The sequence below is a fragment of the Solibacillus sp. FSL W7-1464 genome (assembly GCF_038004425.1).
In the GTDB taxonomy this organism is placed as follows: domain Bacteria; phylum Bacillota; class Bacilli; order Bacillales_A; family Planococcaceae; genus Solibacillus.
Window position 1 is genome coordinate 740,877 of sequence record NZ_JBBORC010000001.1, and the last position, 19,343, is coordinate 760,219.

Sequence of the window (19,343 nt, forward strand, 5' to 3'; positions counted from 1 at the left end):
TGGATGGATAAGTAGTTTGGAGGAGATTATATGTCAACGATGCGTATTGGCGGTCTGGCATCAGGTATGGATATAGATAGTATTGTAGAAAAATTGATGGTCGCTGAGCGAATGCCGATGGACAAGCTCGAGCAGCAAAAGCAAATTTACGAATGGCAGCGCGATGCCTACCGTGACGTCAATAAAAAAATGACGACATTGGATACGTACATTGCGGATAATTTCATTTTAAAAAGCTTAAATACAAAGACGGCAACAAGTTCGAATTCGGATTTAGTGTCGGCGGTAGCGACTGGTTCGGCTTCTGGTTCATTAACTCTAGAAAGTGTTTCGCAATTAGCTAAAGCTGCAAGGGGGATTGGTACGCCAATTAACCACACGAGCAGTACAAAGTTAAAAGATTTATTTAAAGAGCCCGGAGAAACGTTGCCAACGAATTTTACTCTAAGCGCAATTAATACTCAAGGGAAATTGGGCGAAGAAATATCAATCGTAATTGATGAGAATATAACTATAGGTGAGTTAATTACAAAAATAAATGGCAGTAATGCAGGGGTTTCTGTTTTATTTGAAAATGGACAGGTGTCGATTACTGCTAAAAACACTGGTAAGGTAGTTGAAGAGGACGGTGTGGGGCTTAAAGATGCGATAACAACAAATTCAGAGGGCACGAAGTTATTTGCAAAATTAGGCTTAGAAAAATTGGTAACGGAAAAAGGCCAAAATGCAGAGTTTCAAGTGAACGGTATCACAACAGAGCGCACGTCAAATTCCTTTTCGATTAACGGCTATAATGTTACATTAAAAGCGAAATTTTCAGAAAACCCAGTAACAATGTCTTCTTCCACAAACGTCGACGAAATCATGACCAAAGTAAAAGAGTTCGTTTCAACATACAATGGCTTCATCAAGGATTTAACGGATCAGACAAAACAGCCTAAATACCGCGATTATCAGCCATTGACAGAGCTACAAAAGAAAGAGATGGATACAAAAGATATCGAGAATTGGGAAACTCGTGCGAAAAGCGGTTTGTTGCGCAATGATTCGATTATTACGAGCGGACTTTCATCACTTCGCGGTCTTGTTTACGAAACAAACCATGCAGTAACAAATCAAAAGTACAATGCCCTGTACACAATCGGAATAGGCACTTCGAAAGATTACATGAGTGGTGGTACACTTGAAATTGATGAAACGAAATTGCGTAAAGCATTGGAAGAAGATCCGGATGCAGTTGTGCAATTACTGACGATGAACGGCGAGAAATCTGCATCAATTACAAAAGCTGATGGGTCAACAGGAACGGGTGATACACGAGGTTTCATGCGTAAGATCCGTGATGAAATGGATGTAATCGAGAAGAAAATCGATGAGCGTGCAGGTCGTGGCTCGATGACGGAAACTCAGTATACTTTAGGGAAATACTTGCGTAACGTGAATCAAAGTCTTGATGCGTGGAAAGACAAGCTGATCAAGATTGAAGACCGTTACTGGAAGCAGTTCGGTGCGATGGAAGCGATGATTAACAAGGCAAACAGTCAATCAGCGTCATTAATGAGTCAGTATTACTAAAAGAGCGGAGGCGAAAACATGGCGGTAGAACAACAATTACTTCAAGTTTCCGCAAAGCTCTTTAAACAGCTTGGGGAAGTAGGGCAAACGGAAGACCGTGATGCGCTTTTAAAAACGGTTGATGAGCTGCTGGAAGAGCGCGGGCAGCTCATTGCCTCCCTTCAACAGGAAAATATTCAGCTTTCTAAAACAAACCCGCAGCATGCGCTGTTACAAGAGCTCGACAAAGGGATACAGGAACGTCTGGCATCAATTATGGGCGAAATCAGACAGGATATGAAAAACGTCCAGACAGCAAAGAAAAGCGAAGTGCAGTATAATAACCCGTATGCGTCCGTTCGTGTCATGGACGGGAAGTACTACGATCAGAAGAAATAACAACGTGCCAGTATGCGCGTTTTAACTATAGAGGAGTGTGTATAATGACAGTTCAAACAGCAGCTGCTTTTAATGCATATAAACAAAACAGTGTGACAACGGCGTCACCGGGTGAGCTTACATTGATGCTATACAATGGCTGCCTGAAGTTTTTAACGAGAGCCAAAAAAGCGATTGAAGAAAAAAACATCGAAGAAAAAAACACAAACATCCAAAAGGCACAGGCAATTATTTCGGAACTGATGTCTACTTTAAATGCAGATTTTGATGTATCCAAGCAAATGATTCCATTATACGACTATATGAACCGCCGTTTAATGGAAGCGAATATCAACAACGACTCTACAATTATCGTAGAAGTCGAAGGCCTAGTAACAGAATTCCGCGACACATGGAAAGAAGTAATCAAAATTACACGCCAGCAGCAATATGGTACAGCCGGACAAGTTTAAAATTTAGAAGCCGATGTGAGAAGACTGCTATCTTCTCACATCGGCTTTTTCAAATGTAACTTTCCTCTGAAATATCAACTTCACTATTTACAAAATTTAAAATAGTCAAAATACTATTGATTATATTGTACTATTTTGTATAATGTAAATAATTAGCAAATTTAATCAAAAAAGCATCTAATTTGGAATAAAACCCTGCACTGAGTACATCCTGTAAACATCAGCATCAAAAAATTAATATTTGCCTCTTAGTAAGTAGAAAACGGTAATATTAAACCCCAAGATGCCACTACATCCCACGAATCCGAAATTTCGTCCGTTTTCCCAATACATAATCAATCGGTTAAATATCTATCACAATTCTGTTCCATCGCGGTATTATTTTTGGCTGGAAAAATTCTATTACTATTATTCATCAAAGAAAGCGGTTACCAAGCAAGGTTAACCGGCAAAGGGGGTGAGTGAGTATGTGAAATGGCAAAATAAAAAACCCCAGGTGAAGATCCTGCATAGACATCACCTGAGGTTTGAAAGCCGGGGTATACCGACATATAGTAAGTATACTCCTTTTTACTGAAAATAATAACAATAAATTGGAAGGAGTATAGAAAATGTATAGAAATTCCTTATATGATGCTTGTGTACTAATACCTAAATTTGATCAGCTCAATAATCTTTATACGCTACTGAAAACTCCGAATGGTTATAAAAAGGTCCCGTTCACACCGATGCAATTGCTGGATATGGAATTGAAACAACATGGTTCGAGCTTAAAAGGTGCGAAAGAAGCGGCAAAAGCGGTCCTTACCTCCAACTCAATTAACCCGATCATGATTCCGAGGTCTCCGCTAGTTCATATTTGGTTTCCGACAGAGGCAATGCGAAATATGGAAAATTGTCTGTATTTTGCATTGCATCATGTCCACGATATTGAACCATATACGGAAAATCAATCAATCGTCGTTTTAACGCATAATGAAAGAATTAAAGTGCCTGTATCGTACAGTAAACTGAATAAACAGTGGACTAAAGCAAAAAGCTATTATGCGACTGCCTTATTAAAACAATTTTACAGTCGTCATCAATATTCAACTGCCGAGCAGCAAATAATATTAAAATGTGCAGAAATAAATGAACAATATGTAATCCATTAATAGGCATAGAGTTTTACGCAACGGAGCATCCCAATGTGTGAAACTCTTTTTGTTTCTCAAATTTTTATCGGTTGCACAATCTTTTATTGCAAAAAAATAAAATTCCGGTTCGATTGTCATGAGTTTGAAGTCACAAATTCTCCTTAAAATAGCAATTAAGCACATAGACATTTAATCGCATATTGCATCATAATGTGGGTATATAAATTGTAGCAGGAATGGCTAGGAGGAACGGTTATGGCGTTTAAACGCACAGAAGGATTCCGCTTTACTTTTGGAGTCCCGGTCGAAGCAAATTTTACAGAATTGATCAATGGAAAACAGGAACAATTAGAGGTGATAAAATACCCCTGTGAAATCATCGATGTGAGCCCGCATGGCATGAAAATGTTTTCTTCTCGGGAAATTGGTGAAAATAATAATAACCTGGTGCAGTTGGAACTGGAATTCATTTTAGACGAAGTATTGATTAAGGCCATTGGAGACATCGTATGGAAGAAGAAGTACGGCAATAAGTTTCAATATGGTTTGATCTTCGAAAATCAGCCAGGTATTGAAGAACTGATCGTCAGTGAATTAAAGGTTCGCCGTAGAAAAGAAGTCGGGCGCAAGTAAATTGGTTGGTTGCGATTAGCTTAATCTATCGATGCGGTGTCTTTCTTATCGATATGTAGGACAACTTGTCGAAAAATGAAAAAAGTTTCAAGTTGTAACAGGATTTTATTTATGTATGTAGAATTAGATTAGTAAGAGCAGTAATAAAGGAGGAGTTCACATGCTAAAGTTTAACATTCGTGGTGAAAATATCGAGGTAACTCCAGCGATTCGTGATTATGTGGAGAACAAAATTGAAAAGGTAGAACGCTATTTCAATGAGGATCTAAACGCGAACGCTAACGTCAATTTGAAAGTTTACAATGATAAACAAACAAAAGTAGAAGTGACGATTCCGATGAAAAATTTAACGCTGCGTGCCGAAGAGCGTCATAATGACATGTATGCGGCTGTTGACTTAATTGTCGACAAGCTTGAACGCCAAATTCGTAAACATAAAACAAAAGTAAACCGTAAATTCCGTGATAGAGAAGGTACAGGCATCTACTTCGCCAATGTGGCATCCCAAATGGAGGCGAACACAGAATCTTCAGAGGATGAATATACAATCGTTCGTACGAAGCAATTTGATCTGAAACCAATGGATCAGGAAGAAGCAGTTTTACAAATGAACATGCTCGGTCATGATTTCTATATCTTCACAGATGCAGAAACAGACGGCACGAACATCGTCTACAAACGTAAAGACGGAAAGTACGGTCTGATCGAAACGAACTAACTCGCGAACGGATCGCCTCTAACAGGGTGGTTCGTTTTTTTAGTGTGTGGCTCGGACCAGGAAGATACTTGTAAATTCCGATTAATTATTTGCTTTTCCCCACTATTTGTAAAAACAGCGATATGCAATGCACGGGACCAAATGGTATGCCTTATTTACTGGAATAAGGGTTCATTTGCGCCTAATGCATATATAATGGTAAAATCAAGATTGAAACTATTTATTGGGTAACGAAACAGTTACAAAAAATGTATAGAAATTGATTTTTAATAATATAGATTGAACAACTGTTTTACCCTGCGTATCGTGTGAGCGGTGCGTACTCGGTGTTAATTGCTTTGAACCCCTAAAGCCTTACAACCAAAGCGGAACTAGAAATGGTAAACGTTATGGTGCGAAAGCAGAAAAAATAATAAGGATGGCATAGGCTGAAAAAAACCTCTTAGTGTCTATCGACGGGTAATCGTGAAAGATAGGAAACGGAGTGCTACGTGCTAATACAATGGGTGTTTAGCAGGGAAATCCCTAAGTCTAGCATGGATATGGGACACCTTCAACGACTATCTCCTTGAGGGAGAGTAAAGCCGCAAGCAAATGGCGGAAGAAAAATACCGCACCCCTAGTTGTAGAGGTGAACAAATAGTCTGCGCTTATGTGAAAGCATAAGAAGTCTACTCGTAAGGGAAAGACTGCGTAAAAGGTTGCGCTTTTACGTGAACGAGAAAAATTTATCGGAACAGAACATACGTTTGTATTTAGGCAAGCCTCCATGCTATATTTATGTAAATAGAGCGTGGAGGTGATACATGTGGAAATAACATCCACTGGAAAAGTCGCGAAACAAGAGAAGGTTCATTCTTCTACGATGATTCTATCGATGAAGATAAAACTGAAACCAACAAAACAACAGGAACTTTTATTTTGGCAATTTGCTGGAACGGCTCGTTGGGCTTACAACTTCTTTCTTGCTGAAAGTGAACGGCATTATGCAGAATATCTTGAGGGTAAGCATGAAAAGAACACCATTAAAGAAGGCGACGTCAGAAAATATATTAACAATGTATTGAAACCGACAACGCATTTATGGTTAAAAGAAGTTAGTAGCAACGTCATGAAACAAGCTGTAAAAGATGCAGACGCCGCTAGAAAGCGCTGGTTTGCAGGTCTATCAGATAAACCAAAATTCAAAAGTAAACGAAGAGGTAAAATAAGTTTTTACGTAAATTATGAAAGTCTTAGTCGTACAAAAGAAGGTTTTAGAGGAGAAAAGTTGGGTGTTGTGAAAACGTATCATCCACTGCCAAAGCTACCTAAAGGTGAAACCTATTCAAACCCGCGAATCTCGTATGATGGGCAAAATTGGTTTTTATCGATTGGCTATGAGGTAAGATGTGAAAACGTAGAATTAACTGGTGAGTATTTAGGTATTGATGTGGGGATTAAGGAGCTAGCGGTCTGTTCAGATGGCGCAGTCAAAAAGAACATCAATAAAACAAAAGAAGTGAAGCGATTAGAACAAAAATTAAAACGAGAACAACGTAAGCTAACTCGTAAAATAGAAGCCAATACTATTGGTCATACTAAAAATCGCAAACCACTCTACCAAAAACCATTGAAATCCTTGAAAAACATTCAAAAACAAAACGCTAAGATTAGAATGATTCATAAAAAACTAACGGATATCCGAACAAACCATCTTCATCAAGTATCCATTGAGATTGTGAAAACCAAACCATCTCGTATTGTAATGGAAACATTGAATATTAAAGATATGATGAAGAATAGGCATTTATCAAAAGCGATTGCGAAACAATGCTTATTTGAGTTTAAAAGACAGATTCAATATAAGTGCAGAAAGTACGGCATTGAATTTGTAGAGGCGGATAAATGGTATCCCTCTTCAAAAATGTGTTCTTGTTGTGGAAGTATAAAGAAAGACCTGAAATTATCTGACCGTATCTTTAACTGTTCGTGCGGTCATAAAATGGACAGAGACTTGAATGCTTCCATTAATTTAGCGAATTATCCAATCTAAAGGCTTTTCACAAATCTGAAACCTTAGATATGTACGCAACGATACTGCGGAATTGAAGCCTGTGGAGAGTCCTAGCAAATCGTAGTAGCTTCGGTGAAACGAGACTCGAAAAGTAATAATTGAAGCAGGAAGGCACAAGACGAAAATTGAAAGATATAAGTCGTGCCACAGTAAAAATTGTTTCTGTGTAGATATAACTCTATTTTGACAAATTTTTCGTATCGGAAGTGACCAATTCGATGGCAAACATATTAAATAAATTATTTGATTTCAATAAAAAAGAAGTAAAGCGTTTAGAAAAGACTGCAGATAAAGTAGAAGCATTGGCAGGGCAGTTTGAAAGCCTTTCTGATGATGCTTTAAAAGCGAAAACAGAAGAATTTAAAAACCGTTATCAAAACGGTGAAACAGTGGACTCTTTGCTGCCTGAGGCATTTGCGACAATTCGTGAAGCATCTCGCCGTGTTCTTGGCATGTTCCCGTTCCGCGTTCAGATTATGGGGGCGGCTGCATTAAATGAAGGTAATATCGCGGAGATGAAAACCGGTGAAGGTAAAACGTTAACGTCGACAATGTCCGTTTATTTAAATGCGCTTACTGGTAAAGGTGTTCATGTCGTAACGGTCAACGAATATTTGGCAAGCCGTGACGCGACAGAAATGGGAGAGTTATATAATTGGTTAGGCTTAACGGTCGGACTGAACCTGAATAGCCTGTCAAAAGAAGAAAAGCGTGAAGCGTATGCTGCGGATATTACATATTCGACGAACAATGAGCTAGGTTTCGACTATTTACGTGACAACATGGTGTTATACAAAGAAGACCGTGTACAGCGTCCGCTTTATTATGCGGTAATCGATGAGGTTGACTCAATTTTAATCGATGAGGCGCGTACACCGTTGATCATTTCCGGACAAGCAGGGAAATCTGCACAGCTTTATGTACAGTCAAATGCATTTGCCCGTATGTTAAAGCAGGATGAAGACTACAACTATGAAGAGTCAACAAAAGGCGTAACGCTGACAGAGCAAGGGATCGAAAAAGCGGAGCGTGCATTTGGCATCGACAACTTATTCGATCTGGCACATGTCCGCTTAAACCATGCAATCAACCAAAGCTTAAAAGCCCATGCATCGATGCATAAAGATGTCGACTATGTTGTGCAGGACGGGGAAGTTGTAATCGTTGACGGCTTTACTGGTCGTCTAATGAAAGGCCGCCGCTATTCGGATGGCTTACACCAGGCGATTGAAGCGAAGGAAGGTCTCGATATTCAAAATGAATCGATGACAATGGCGACCGTTACATTCCAGAACTATTTCCGTATGTACGAGAAACTTTCTGGTATGACAGGTACAGCGAAAACAGAGGAAGAGGAATTCCGCAACATCTACAATATGCAGGTTGTAGCGATTCCTACGAATAAACCGATTGCCCGTGATGACCGTCCTGATCTGATTTTTGCAACGATGGAAGGCAAGTTTAAAGCGGTTGCGGAAGATATTGCAGAACGTCACCGTAATGGCCAGCCGGTACTGGTTGGTACGGTTGCAATCGAAACATCGGAAATCATTTCAAAATATTTAACGAAATTTAAAATCCCGCATAACGTGTTAAACGCGAAAAACCATGAGCGTGAAGCGGATATTATTTTAAATGCCGGTCAAAAAGGCGCCGTTACGATTGCGACAAACATGGCAGGTCGTGGTACGGACATTAAGCCGGGTGAAGGTGTCCTTGAAATTGGCGGTTTAGCGGTAATTGGTACGGAACGTCATGAATCACGCCGTATTGATAATCAGCTCCGTGGTCGTTCTGGTCGTCAAGGGAATCCGGGGGTAACGCAATTCTATCTTTCTTTGGAAGATGAATTAATGCGCCGCTTCGGTTCTGATAAGATGAAATCGATGATGACAAGACTTGGTATGGACGATACACAGCCGATCCAGTCAGGTATGGTTTCAAAAGCGGTAGAATCAGCACAGAAACGTGTCGAAGGGAATAACTTCGATGCACGTAAACGTCTATTGCAATATGATGATGTACTTCGTCAACAGCGTGAAGTGATTTACAAAGAACGTGAAGAAGTATTGGATTCGGAAAACATGCGAGCATTGGTTGAGTCGATGATTTCTCAGGCAATCGAAAATCAAGTAGCCCTTCATACACAAGGTGAGAAGGAAAACTGGACACTGGATGCATTGGAAGACTATATCGCAGCGAATCTTTTAGATGAAGGCGATATTACGAAAGATCAGCTGGAAAATAAATCACCGGAAGAAATGATTGCACTCATCTCTGAAAAAGTGACAGCACGCTATGATGAAAAAGAAGAAGCGATGACACCAGAGCGTATGCGCGAATTCGAAAAGGTTATTTTACTGCGATCAATCGACTCGAAATGGATTGATCATATCGATGCAATGGACCAGTTACGTCAAGGGATTCACTTGCGAGCTTACGGTCAAAACGATCCATTGCGCGAATACCAGCAAGAAGGTTTCGCAATGTTCGAAGATATGGTCGCAGCAGTACGTGAAGATGTGGCGAAGTATGCATTAAAAGCGGAAATCCGCAGCAATCTGCAACGTGAAGAAGTAGCAAAAGGCCAAGCTGTCAACCCGAAAGAAGAAGGTGCAGCGAAACCGAAAAAACTGCCAACACGCAGAGCAGAAAACATTGGACGCAACGACCCATGCCCATGCGGCAGCGGCAAAAAATACAAATCATGCCACGGCGTAGGCCAATAAAAGCAACAAAACCGAGGTCATTGAAACTATGCTCAATGACCCGGTTTGTTTTATAATGATTTATATGATCTAGCGTAAATAAAGAAATGGTTTATTCAATTTACTCTAGTTGGTCGGAGTGGAAGGGTGGCGACTCCTGGGGGAATAGCGTGACGCCTGAGACTACAGGCTCAGGCCACGCCCCCGGAAAGCGTCCACCCTGGAACGGAGACCAACGGGTGACGAAGGACGATTACTTGACGCTTCAATACGGAGGAAAATATATGATGGAATTAGCAGATGTGCGTAATGCACTCGAAAATACAGCTACAAAACTAGCGGACTTCAGGGGGTCTCTTTGACTTAGAAAACAAAGAGGCACGTATCCAGGAACTAGATGAACTGATGCTTGAACCCGAATTCTGGAATGACCAGAACGGTGCACAGGCAATTATTAACGAAAGCAACGGCATAAAAGCAGTTGTCAATGAATTCAAGGACTTAGTCGACACACAGGAAAATCTAGAAATGACGCTCGAACTTTTACGCGAAGAACCAGATGCAGAACTGCAGGAAGAACTAGGCAATGAACTTGTTGAATTCCAATCGAAAATGGAAGAATTCGAACTGCAGATGCTTTTATCAGAACCATACGATAAAAACAATGCCATTTTAGAACTGCATCCAGGTGCAGGTGGTACAGAGTCACAGGACTGGGGCTCGATGCTATTACGCATGTATACACGCTGGGCAGAGAAGCACGGCTTTAAAGTAACGACAATCGACTATTTGCCAGGTGATGAAGCCGGCATCAAATCGGTAACACTGCAAATTTCAGGCCATAATGCATATGGCTATTTAAAAGCGGAAAAAGGCGTACACCGTCTCGTGCGTATTTCACCGTTCGATTCTTCGGGCCGCCGCCATACATCATTCGTATCATGTGATGTCATGCCGGAATTCAATGATGAAATCGAAATCGATGTACGAACAGAAGACCTGAAAGTCGATACGTACCGCGCAACGGGTGCAGGTGGTCAGCATATTAACACGACCGACTCGGCTGTACGTATTACCCATCTTCCTACAGGTGTCGTTGTACAATGTCAGTCAGAACGTTCACAGATTAAAAACCGCGATGCAGCAATGAAGATGCTGAAGTCGAAACTTTATCAGCTGGAAATCGAAAAGCAGCAGGCACAGCTGGACGAAATTCGTGGAGAACAGAAAGAAATCGGCTGGGGCTCGCAAATTCGTTCATACGTCTTCCATCCGTATTCAATGGTAAAAGATCACCGTACAAGTGCCGAAACTGGAAACGTAGGCGCTGTAATGGATGGGGATCTTGATATTTTCATTACTGCCTATTTACGCTCAAAAATCTCATACTAGCATCTTGTGGTTATCCGCCCAAGAAAGTGAAAGCCGTGCCTTAGTAAAAAAGCTAAGGCACGGTTTTTTTAGTGAAATTTAAGCAAGGTATTCATTTTCCACTTGTCAAATGTAAAAAAATATGTGAAAATACATATACAAACAAACGTTCTTATTAAATGGAGGTATTCGTATGCTGCAAATTCCTTCTAAAACGATTCCGTATTATGAGGCTGGGATTTATTTGCCGTTGCTGTTAATTATTCTTGGGAAAGATTACACAATAGTGGAGCAAAGTCCTGTCAAATTTAAAAATCCCTATTTGCAATTAATCGATGCTGTACGAATCAAAATAGAGCATGACTTAAAAGAAACGAAGGACTATTTTAAACTTCATCAGATGCGCTTAGTGAGAGGCAAAACGGATGATTTGTTTACCGAGTATCATTTTTACTTTGGGGGGATCATGGAGTGTAGAAGATATTCGAATATTCGCCTTCGTAATCAATGTGAGTTACTTCTTGCTGAATATTTTAAAAAAAGCTGATGCTATCATAAGATGGCATTGCGCTGTAAAAGCAGATATTTATAGTACATCGCAGCGCGTACATATTGCTGGTTGAACGATTTCATATTGATATCCAGACTAATCTCAGTATTATCCACAAAAGTAACGAGCGTTTGATCACCGTCCTCACTAATATTAATAATAGGGTTTAAGGATAACCAAATATTTTGAGGTGAATACGGCGAAAATAGCGGAAATAAAATGCACGGATCTCCGAAATCATAGGCAACCATTATCGGCAATTTATGTTTATTCTCTCCGAAGAATCGCCTCGCCTGATATTTGCTGGCGTCATAGGAACTTCCATGCAGGCGACACGTATCGCGAATAATTTTTAAAGGTTTATACGGAGAAGCAGATTGACCGTACTTGTCCGAAATGGCAGTATGAATTTTATCCCGATACTGATAGGACCTCAAACAGAAGGTAGAGTTAGAAATAATGTAATTGGATTTTTGTGTTAAATTACTAATCATTTTGTATCCCCTATCTTTCCTACTTTTTTAATCGCTTAAATTTTCACTATACATCTAAACTACTGCATAAACTGTCAAAAATCAACATTATATTTAGAAAATTCTGTCATATGATAATTTTTCAGAATATATTGCAAATTGTATGATTGTTAATTTATAATGGTTAAAAGAGGTCGAGGTGATATCGATGGATAAATATTATTCGTATACAGACTTTTTAAAGGCGGTTAGTCAGCAGTCCACTGAACATCATGCAGAGAAGCTATTGAATGAAATTTATTTAGATTTATTTATTAGTCGGTTGCAGCGGATGCAACGTATTGAACAATTAAAGTTACTTATCGATACATCGTTAGATCAAAAGAACGAACAAGCATTTCACAGCTATACTACAGAGTTAAAAGAGTTATTGGAAACCGTTTCTTAAGAGCCGCCCAATTCAGGTGGCTTTTTTTTATGCGTAAGATGCGGGTTCCGGTTATCTTCTAATAAATGATGGAAAGTTTCCAATAAAATTAAAATAGTTCTAATAAACTGGATATTTTATAATAAAAAGGATAATTCTTCTAATAAGTGCCCGGGATTTTCGAATAACCGCCCCCGATCTTCAAATAAGCATCCGATCATTTCTAATATCCGCGACAAAAGTTCTAATAAACCAAGCCCGCCGAAAACCCGCCGAAAACGACGCCAACACACAAAATTCGAATGTACGTTCGCGATTTTATCGTAAATTAAAAACGGGTATGTTAAAATAGAACATAATATAAGCGACAGAAAGGACAATCTGACTATGACAGAAACTTTTACAATACAGTCCGCCTATCAGCCTGCCGGGGATCAGCCGGAAGCGATTAAACAGCTCATACAAGGGGTTAAAGAAGGCAAGCGTCACCAAACATTGCTTGGGGCGACAGGAACGGGTAAAACATTTACGATTTCCAATGTAATTAAAGAAGTAAATAAGCCGACGCTCGTGATGGCACACAATAAAACACTCGCCGGCCAATTATATAGCGAGTTTAAAGAATTTTTCCCGGACAATGCGGTTGAGTATTTCGTCAGCTACTATGATTATTTCCAGCCGGAAGCGTATGTACCGCAAACCGATACGTACATTGAAAAGGATTCAAGTATTAATGAAGAAATCGATAAGTTGCGCCACTCGGCAACGACTGCGTTATTTGAACGAAAAGATGTCATTATTATCGCGTCCGTCTCGTGTATTTACGGTCTCGGTAATCCGGAAGAATATCGCGAAATGGTCGTTTCCATTCGTACAGGGATGGAAATCGAGCGCAATCAGCTACTGCGAAAGTTGGTCGACATTCAATATGAACGTAATGATATTAACTTTACACGCGGTACATTCCGAGTGCGCGGGGATGTTGTCGAAATTTTCCCGGCATCACGCGATGAACACTGTATCCGTATCGAGTTTTTCGGAGATGAAGTAGACCGGATCCGTGAAGTGGATGCACTGACAGGCGAAATTCTAGGGGACCGTCAGCATGTGGCTATTTTCCCGGCATCCCACTTCGTTACCCGCGAAGAGAAGATGAAAGTTGCCATTGAAAATATCGAAAAAGAGCTGGAAGAGCGTCTTGCCGTATTGCGTTCGGAAGACCGATTACTGGAAGCACAGCGTCTGGAGCAACGGACAAACTATGATCTGGAAATGATGAAGGAAATGGGGTTCTGCTCAGGTATCGAAAACTACTCACGCCATTTGACATTGCGTGAAGCAGGTGCGACACCGTATACACTATTGGATTACTTCCCGGAAGACTTTTTGCTTGTCGTTGATGAAAGCCATGTTACATTACCGCAAGTACGTGGTATGTATAATGGGGACCAGGCTCGTAAAGGGGTACTGGTCGAGCATGGCTTCCGTCTGCCGTCCGCACTGGATAACCGACCGCTCATGTTTGATGAGTTCCAGTCAAAAGTAAACCAGGCAATTTATGTATCGGCAACACCGGGCCCGTACGAATTGGAGCATACACCGGACATGGTGGAGCAGATTATTCGTCCGACAGGGTTGCTTGATCCGACAATTGATATCCGTCCGATTGAAGGGCAGATTGATGATTTGATCGATGAAATCCATGAGCGTATTCGTCGTAATGAACGGACACTCGTTACGACATTGACGAAGAAGATGTCTGAAGATTTATCAAGCTATTTAAAAGAAATGGGCTTGAAGGTCGAATACCTGCACTCGGAAATCAAGACGCTCGAGCGGATCGAAATTATCCGGGAACTTCGTAAAGGGACATATGATGTGCTGATTGGCATTAACTTATTACGGGAAGGTCTTGATATTCCGGAAGTATCCCTTGTCGCGATTTTGGATGCGGATAAGGAAGGGTTCCTCCGTTCGGAACGTTCACTCATTCAAACGATTGGGCGTGCTGCACGTAACTCGAACGGTCATGTCATTATGTACGCCAATAATATGACGGATTCAATGACGAAAGCGATCGGTGAAACGAAACGCCGTCGTGAAACGCAAATGGCCTACAATGAAAAACATGGTATTACACCGAAAACTATTATTAAAAAGATTCCTGATATTATCCGTGCTACACAAGCTGCGGAAGGGGAAGAAACATATATTACAAAAGTGACAGGCGGCAAAAAGCTGACAAAAAAAGAGCTGGAGAAGCTTGTTGCGACATTGCAGGTAGAAATGAAAGAAGCCGCAAAAGCGCTTGACTTTGAACGCGCGGCTGAATTACGTGACATGATATTTGAATTGAAAGCAGAAGGGTGAACAATGTGAAAAATACAGAAATTGTCGTACAGGGTGCACGAGCGCATAATTTAAAAAATATTGATGTCACAATTCCTCGCGATAAAATTGTCGTTGTGACAGGGCTTTCAGGTTCCGGTAAATCATCACTGGCATTCGATACGATTTATGCGGAAGGGCAGCGCCGTTATGTCGAATCATTGTCTGCATATGCACGACAATTTTTAGGGCAAATGGACAAGCCGGACGTCGATACAATTGAAGGACTGTCACCGGCAATCTCGATTGACCAGAAGACGACGAGCCGTAACCCGCGCTCGACGGTCGGGACAGTAACAGAGATTTATGATTATTTGCGACTGCTTTTTGCGCGTATCGGAAAACCGTATTGCCCGACACATGGGATTGAAATCACATCACAGACAGTTGAGCAAATGGTCGACCGTCTGATGGAATATCCGGAGCGCACGAAAATGCAGCTGCTTGCTCCAGTTATCGAAGGGAAAAAAGGAACGCATGTAAAGCTGCTGGAAGACTTGAAAAAGCAAGGATTTGTAAGGATTCGTGTAAACGGGGCACTGCGTGATCTCGATGACAATATCGAGCTCGATAAAAATAAGAAGCACACAATTGAAGTAGTCGTGGATCGTGTTGTCGTAAAAGAGGGCAATGAAACACGATTTAGTGATTCCCTTGAAGCCGCGCTCAGAATTGCGGATGGTCGAGTTCTGGTCGATGTAATCGATCATGAGGAGCTGTTATTCAGTGAGCATCACGCATGTCCGCTTTGCGGCTTTTCAATCGGAGAACTCGAACCGCGCATGTTTTCATTCAACAGTCCGTTCGGGGCCTGTCCTACATGTGACGGACTTGGAAGTAAGGCAAAAGCCGATATCGACCTGGTTATTCACAACTGGGATTTAACATTGCTAGAAAATGCGATTGCACCATGGGAATCCGTATCGTCCAACTATTACCCGCAGCTGCTGGCATCTGTGTGCAAGCATTACAATATACCGATGGATGTACCGGTAAAAGATATTCCTAAGGAGAAAATGGATAAAATTTTATACGGTTCAGGAAAAGAAAAGATGCTATTCGAATATACGAATGATTATGGCAGTGTGCATAAGAAAAATATTGAATTTGAAGGTGTCATCGCAAATATCGAGCGCCGCTTCACAGATTCATCTTCGGATTATGTGCGTGAATCGATGCGAAAGTACATGACTGAACAGCCGTGTGCTACTTGTAAAGGGCACCGTCTGAAAAAGGAAACGCTGGCAGTGAAAATTAAAGACCAGAACATTTCGGAAGCGACACGCCACTCCATTCAGGAAATGTATGATTTCTTTAGTTCAATAGAGTTAACGGAGAAAGAACGCCAGATTGCGAAATTAATTATTCGTGAAGTTATTGAACGATTGAAGTTCCTATTGGACGTCGGTTTAAATTACTTAACACTTGCACGATCTGCCGGAACTTTATCCGGCGGGGAAGCACAGCGTATTCGACTGGCGACACAGATCGGCTCCCGTTTAACAGGTGTTCTTTATATTCTGGACGAGCCGTCAATCGGGCTGCACCAGCGTGATAACGACCGTTTAATCCATACACTTGTAAATATGCGCGACCTCGGTAATACATTAATTATCGTTGAGCATGATGAAGATACGATGATGGCAGCGGATCACCTGATCGATATCGGACCGGGTGCCGGTGTACACGGCGGTCAAGTCATTGCACAAGGTACGCCAAAGCAAGTAATGAAAAACAAAGAGTCGATTACCGGCCAATATTTGAGCGGGAAGAAATTTATTCCGCTGCCGCTTGAACGCCGTAAATCCGATGGCCGAAAAATAAAGATTAAAGGTGCTTCCGAAAATAACCTGAAAAATGTCAGTGTCGATATTCCATTAGGGCAGTTCATTGCTGTAACAGGTGTATCAGGTTCCGGTAAATCAACATTGATCAATGAAATTTTATATAAATCGCTCGCCTCAAAACTGAACCGGGCAAAAGTGAAGCCGGGCAAGCATAAAACAATAGAAGGTCTGGAACAGCTGGAGAAAGTAATCGATGTGGACCAATCGCCAATCGGCCGTACTCCGCGTTCTAATCCTGCAACCTATATTGGTGTATTCGATGATATTCGTGATGTTTTTGCCATGACGAATGAAGCGAAAGTGCGCGGCTATAAAAAAGGACGTTTTTCGTTTAATGTAAAAGGCGGACGTTGTGAAGCCTGCCGCGGGGATGGCATTATTAAAATCGAAATGCACTTCCTGCCGGATGTTTATGTGCCATGTGAAATTTGTCACGGGAAGCGTTACAACCGTGAAACACTGGAAGTAAAATACAAAGATAAAAATATTTCCGATATTTTAGAAATGACAGTAGAAGACGCGTTGGAGTTTTTCGGGAACTTGCCGAAAATCCAGCGTAAACTGCAAACGATTGTCGATGTGGGGCTAGGGTATGTGAAACTTGGCCAGCCTGCGACAACATTATCCGGCGGGGAAGCACAGCGTGTAAAATTGGCGTCGGAGTTGCACCGTCGTTCAACCGGGAAGTCATTTTATATTTTGGATGAGCCGACGACCGGTTTGCATGCGGATGATATTTCCCGTCTGCTGCTTGTACTGCAGCGCTTAGTTGAAAACGGGGAGACCGTGCTTGTTATTGAGCATAATCTCGATGTGATCAAAACAGCCGACCATATTATTGATTTAGGTCCTGAAGGCGGTGAAGGTGGCGGTACGATTTTAGCGACTGGTACTCCGGAAAAAATTGCTGAAGTGGAAGAAAGTTATACAGGACGCTACTTAAAGCCGATTTTGGAACGCGATCGTGAGCGGATGGAATCAAGAATTAAAGAAGCGCAAAATAAATAGATTGAAAAACTAAGAGCGCAAACGAAACTTTTCGTCCTCCCTCCTCGTATAATAACTATATACGAAGCAGAGGGAGGAATTTTTTTATGCAAGAAGAACGTAAACGCATTTTAAAATTAGTTGAAAGCGGCACAATTACGGCAGAAGAGGCAATTGTATTATTGGAAAAATTGTCGTCGGAAAAGGAATCCACTCCATCACAAGCAGCACCAGTTGAACAACCGGTTTTTGAAGAAAAGTTTGAGGAAGAACCGCATGAGGCAGAACCGGTTTTTGAAGAGCAAAAAGAAAGACGTAAAACAACAGGATTTGAAGATGTTTTCGGCAAGTCATTTAACGATAAAGAATTCAATAAAAAAATGGACGAGTTCATGGGCGATATTAAGCAGGATTTATCACAGTTCAGCACGCGCATGACAGGATTAGTCGGTGCGGCATTGTCGAAGTTTAAAGAACTTGATATTGATACACCGTTTGGAGAGAAAGTGGAATTCACTAAAACGTATGCGTACCCTGTAGCAGATGTAAAAGGGGTAGAGCTAGAAATCGCCAATGGTAAAGTTGACATCGTACGTGCTACGGATGACTTAGTTACTGTAAATGTGACGGGGAAAACACCGTTAAAAGGTACTGAGGAAGAAACGATTACACAGGCAACGGAAAATATGTCGAAGCTGACAAATGACAAATTATTTATCCAGTCTACGAATAAATTTGCGCAAGTGAAGGTGCAAGTTGCTATTCCAGAAAAACATTATGATGTAGTCATTGCGAAATTATTAACAGGCAGTGTTTCAATCGAACAGATTGATGCGAAGCTAGTTAAAGCGCGTACTCATAACGGCGTAATCCGTCTGGAAAATGCGACATTTGACCATGCGGAACTGCAAACGAGCAATGGTGCAGTAGAAGCACGTCAAATTAAAGGTGAAGATTTGGAAATCGGTACAGCGAATGGTCGTATTTACGTTGACGGCGAATTAAAAGAAGTCGAAGCTGAATCGATGAACGGACATGTTGTCATTACAACAACAAGTGCGGAAGCGCATAAAATCAAGGCCCGTGCACTATCGGGTTCAGTAGAAATTTACGTGCCGAAAACAGTCGCACTGGATGGTCAGGTATATTCTAACTTCGGAAAAGCAGATATCGGTTTAAGTGATGTACTGGTTACAGAAGAAGAGGAACAATTCCTGTCAAAATCGGTACGCTTCACAAAAGAAGTGGAAGGCGCGAAACTCCTGAAATTAGTAGGAGAATCCCGCACAGGTACAGTTCTGGTACGCTATACGCTGCAATAGGCACCGGATTTTAGTTTCAGTTTTTCAGTAAGGTTTTAAAGCAACAAACTCCTTTATAAAATCAGGCATCCATCTTCTCATAAAGAATTTGGGTGCCTTTTATTTTGTTTTTCGCCAAATCTCCAATAAAAAGTCACAAACTGCCGCAATCCTACATAGAAAAATGCTCTTTCTAAAATATCTCCTTTAAATTCCAAATTAATCCAAATAGTGAGAAGGGTTTTCACTGAAAACGTCGAATAATTAAAAATAGTGTAGAGTATTTTATTATATTAAGAACATTTCATACTTTAACAAATACATTACGAAAACCAAAAAATAA

Annotated in this window: 15 protein-coding genes; 14 read left to right on the plus strand and 1 reads right to left on the minus strand. The window is 41.0% G+C overall.

What is annotated here, in order from left to right; genetic code table 11:
- The first annotated feature begins 30 nt into the window (after positions 1-30).
- From fliD to MKZ25_RS03545, 10 genes are all read left to right on the plus strand, one after another.
- Positions 31-1,575 (plus strand): flagellar filament capping protein FliD, encoded by a 1,545-nt coding sequence (gene fliD, locus MKZ25_RS03500; protein ID WP_340800162.1) that lies wholly within the window; start codon positions 31-33, stop codon positions 1,573-1,575.
- Positions 1,576-1,593: 18 nt separating this feature from the next.
- Positions 1,594-1,953 carry a flagellar protein FliT gene (locus tag MKZ25_RS03505; protein WP_340800163.1) on the plus strand — a complete coding sequence of 120 codons (360 nt, stop codon included), beginning with the start codon at positions 1,594-1,596 and terminating at the stop codon, positions 1,951-1,953.
- 44 nt (positions 1,954-1,997) lie between these two features.
- Entirely contained in the window at positions 1,998-2,405 is a 408-nt protein-coding gene (gene fliS / locus MKZ25_RS03510; protein ID WP_340800164.1) for a flagellar export chaperone FliS, read from the plus strand.
- Between the two features lie 611 nt (positions 2,406-3,016).
- Positions 3,017-3,559 (plus strand): competence protein ComK, encoded by a 543-nt coding sequence (locus MKZ25_RS03515; protein ID WP_340800165.1) that lies wholly within the window; start codon positions 3,017-3,019, stop codon positions 3,557-3,559.
- A gap of 237 nt (positions 3,560-3,796) precedes the next feature.
- The gene (locus MKZ25_RS03520; protein WP_340800166.1) at positions 3,797-4,174 is read left to right on the plus strand and encodes a PilZ domain-containing protein; all 378 of its coding nucleotides are present in this window, start codon (positions 3,797-3,799) and stop codon (positions 4,172-4,174) included.
- A 160-nt stretch (positions 4,175-4,334) separates the two neighbouring features.
- Positions 4,335-4,892, plus strand: coding sequence for a ribosome hibernation-promoting factor, HPF/YfiA family (hpf, locus tag MKZ25_RS03525; RefSeq protein WP_340800167.1), 558 nt, complete (start codon positions 4,335-4,337; stop codon positions 4,890-4,892).
- An 865-nt stretch (positions 4,893-5,757) separates the two neighbouring features.
- Entirely contained in the window at positions 5,758-6,927 is a 1,170-nt protein-coding gene (locus MKZ25_RS03530; protein WP_340802966.1) for an RNA-guided endonuclease InsQ/TnpB family protein, read from the plus strand.
- Positions 6,928-7,166: 239 nt separating this feature from the next.
- Entirely contained in the window at positions 7,167-9,677 is a 2,511-nt protein-coding gene (gene secA, locus MKZ25_RS03535) for a preprotein translocase subunit SecA (protein ID WP_340800168.1), read from the plus strand.
- A gap of 266 nt (positions 9,678-9,943) precedes the next feature.
- Positions 9,944-11,048 (plus strand): peptide chain release factor 2 gene (prfB, locus tag MKZ25_RS03540; protein WP_340802967.1). Its coding sequence is split into 2 segments (ribosomal slippage): positions 9,944-10,015 and positions 10,017-11,048, totalling 1,104 coding nucleotides; the frame shifts between segments, so codons are not numbered across the junction.
- A 172-nt stretch (positions 11,049-11,220) separates the two neighbouring features.
- A complete protein-coding gene (locus MKZ25_RS03545; protein ID WP_340800169.1) occupies positions 11,221-11,574 on the plus strand; it encodes a hypothetical protein in 354 nt (117 codons plus the stop codon).
- Positions 11,575-11,579: 5 nt separating this feature from the next.
- Here MKZ25_RS03545 and MKZ25_RS03550 read toward each other — a convergent pair whose 3' ends face one another.
- A complete protein-coding gene (locus tag MKZ25_RS03550) occupies positions 11,580-12,071 on the minus strand; it encodes a competence protein ComK (protein ID WP_340800170.1) in 492 nt (163 codons plus the stop codon).
- 187 nt (positions 12,072-12,258) lie between these two features.
- Here MKZ25_RS03550 and MKZ25_RS03555 point away from each other — a divergent pair, with 187 nt between their 5' ends.
- The 4 genes from MKZ25_RS03555 (at position 12,259) to MKZ25_RS03570 (ending at position 19,021) form a co-directional block, all read left to right on the plus strand.
- Positions 12,259-12,498 carry an IDEAL domain-containing protein gene (locus MKZ25_RS03555; RefSeq protein WP_079524745.1) on the plus strand — a complete coding sequence of 80 codons (240 nt, stop codon included), beginning with the start codon at positions 12,259-12,261 and terminating at the stop codon, positions 12,496-12,498.
- Between the two features lie 366 nt (positions 12,499-12,864).
- Complete coding sequence (gene uvrB / locus MKZ25_RS03560; protein ID WP_340800171.1) at positions 12,865-14,847, plus strand: excinuclease ABC subunit UvrB; 1,983 nt, start codon at positions 12,865-12,867, stop codon at positions 14,845-14,847.
- Between the two features lie 5 nt (positions 14,848-14,852).
- The gene (uvrA, locus tag MKZ25_RS03565) at positions 14,853-17,720 is read left to right on the plus strand and encodes an excinuclease ABC subunit UvrA (protein WP_340800172.1); all 2,868 of its coding nucleotides are present in this window, start codon (positions 14,853-14,855) and stop codon (positions 17,718-17,720) included.
- Positions 17,721-17,806: 86 nt separating this feature from the next.
- The gene (locus tag MKZ25_RS03570; RefSeq protein WP_340800173.1) at positions 17,807-19,021 is read left to right on the plus strand and encodes a DUF4097 family beta strand repeat-containing protein; all 1,215 of its coding nucleotides are present in this window, start codon (positions 17,807-17,809) and stop codon (positions 19,019-19,021) included.
- Positions 19,022-19,343: the final 322 nt, after the last annotated feature.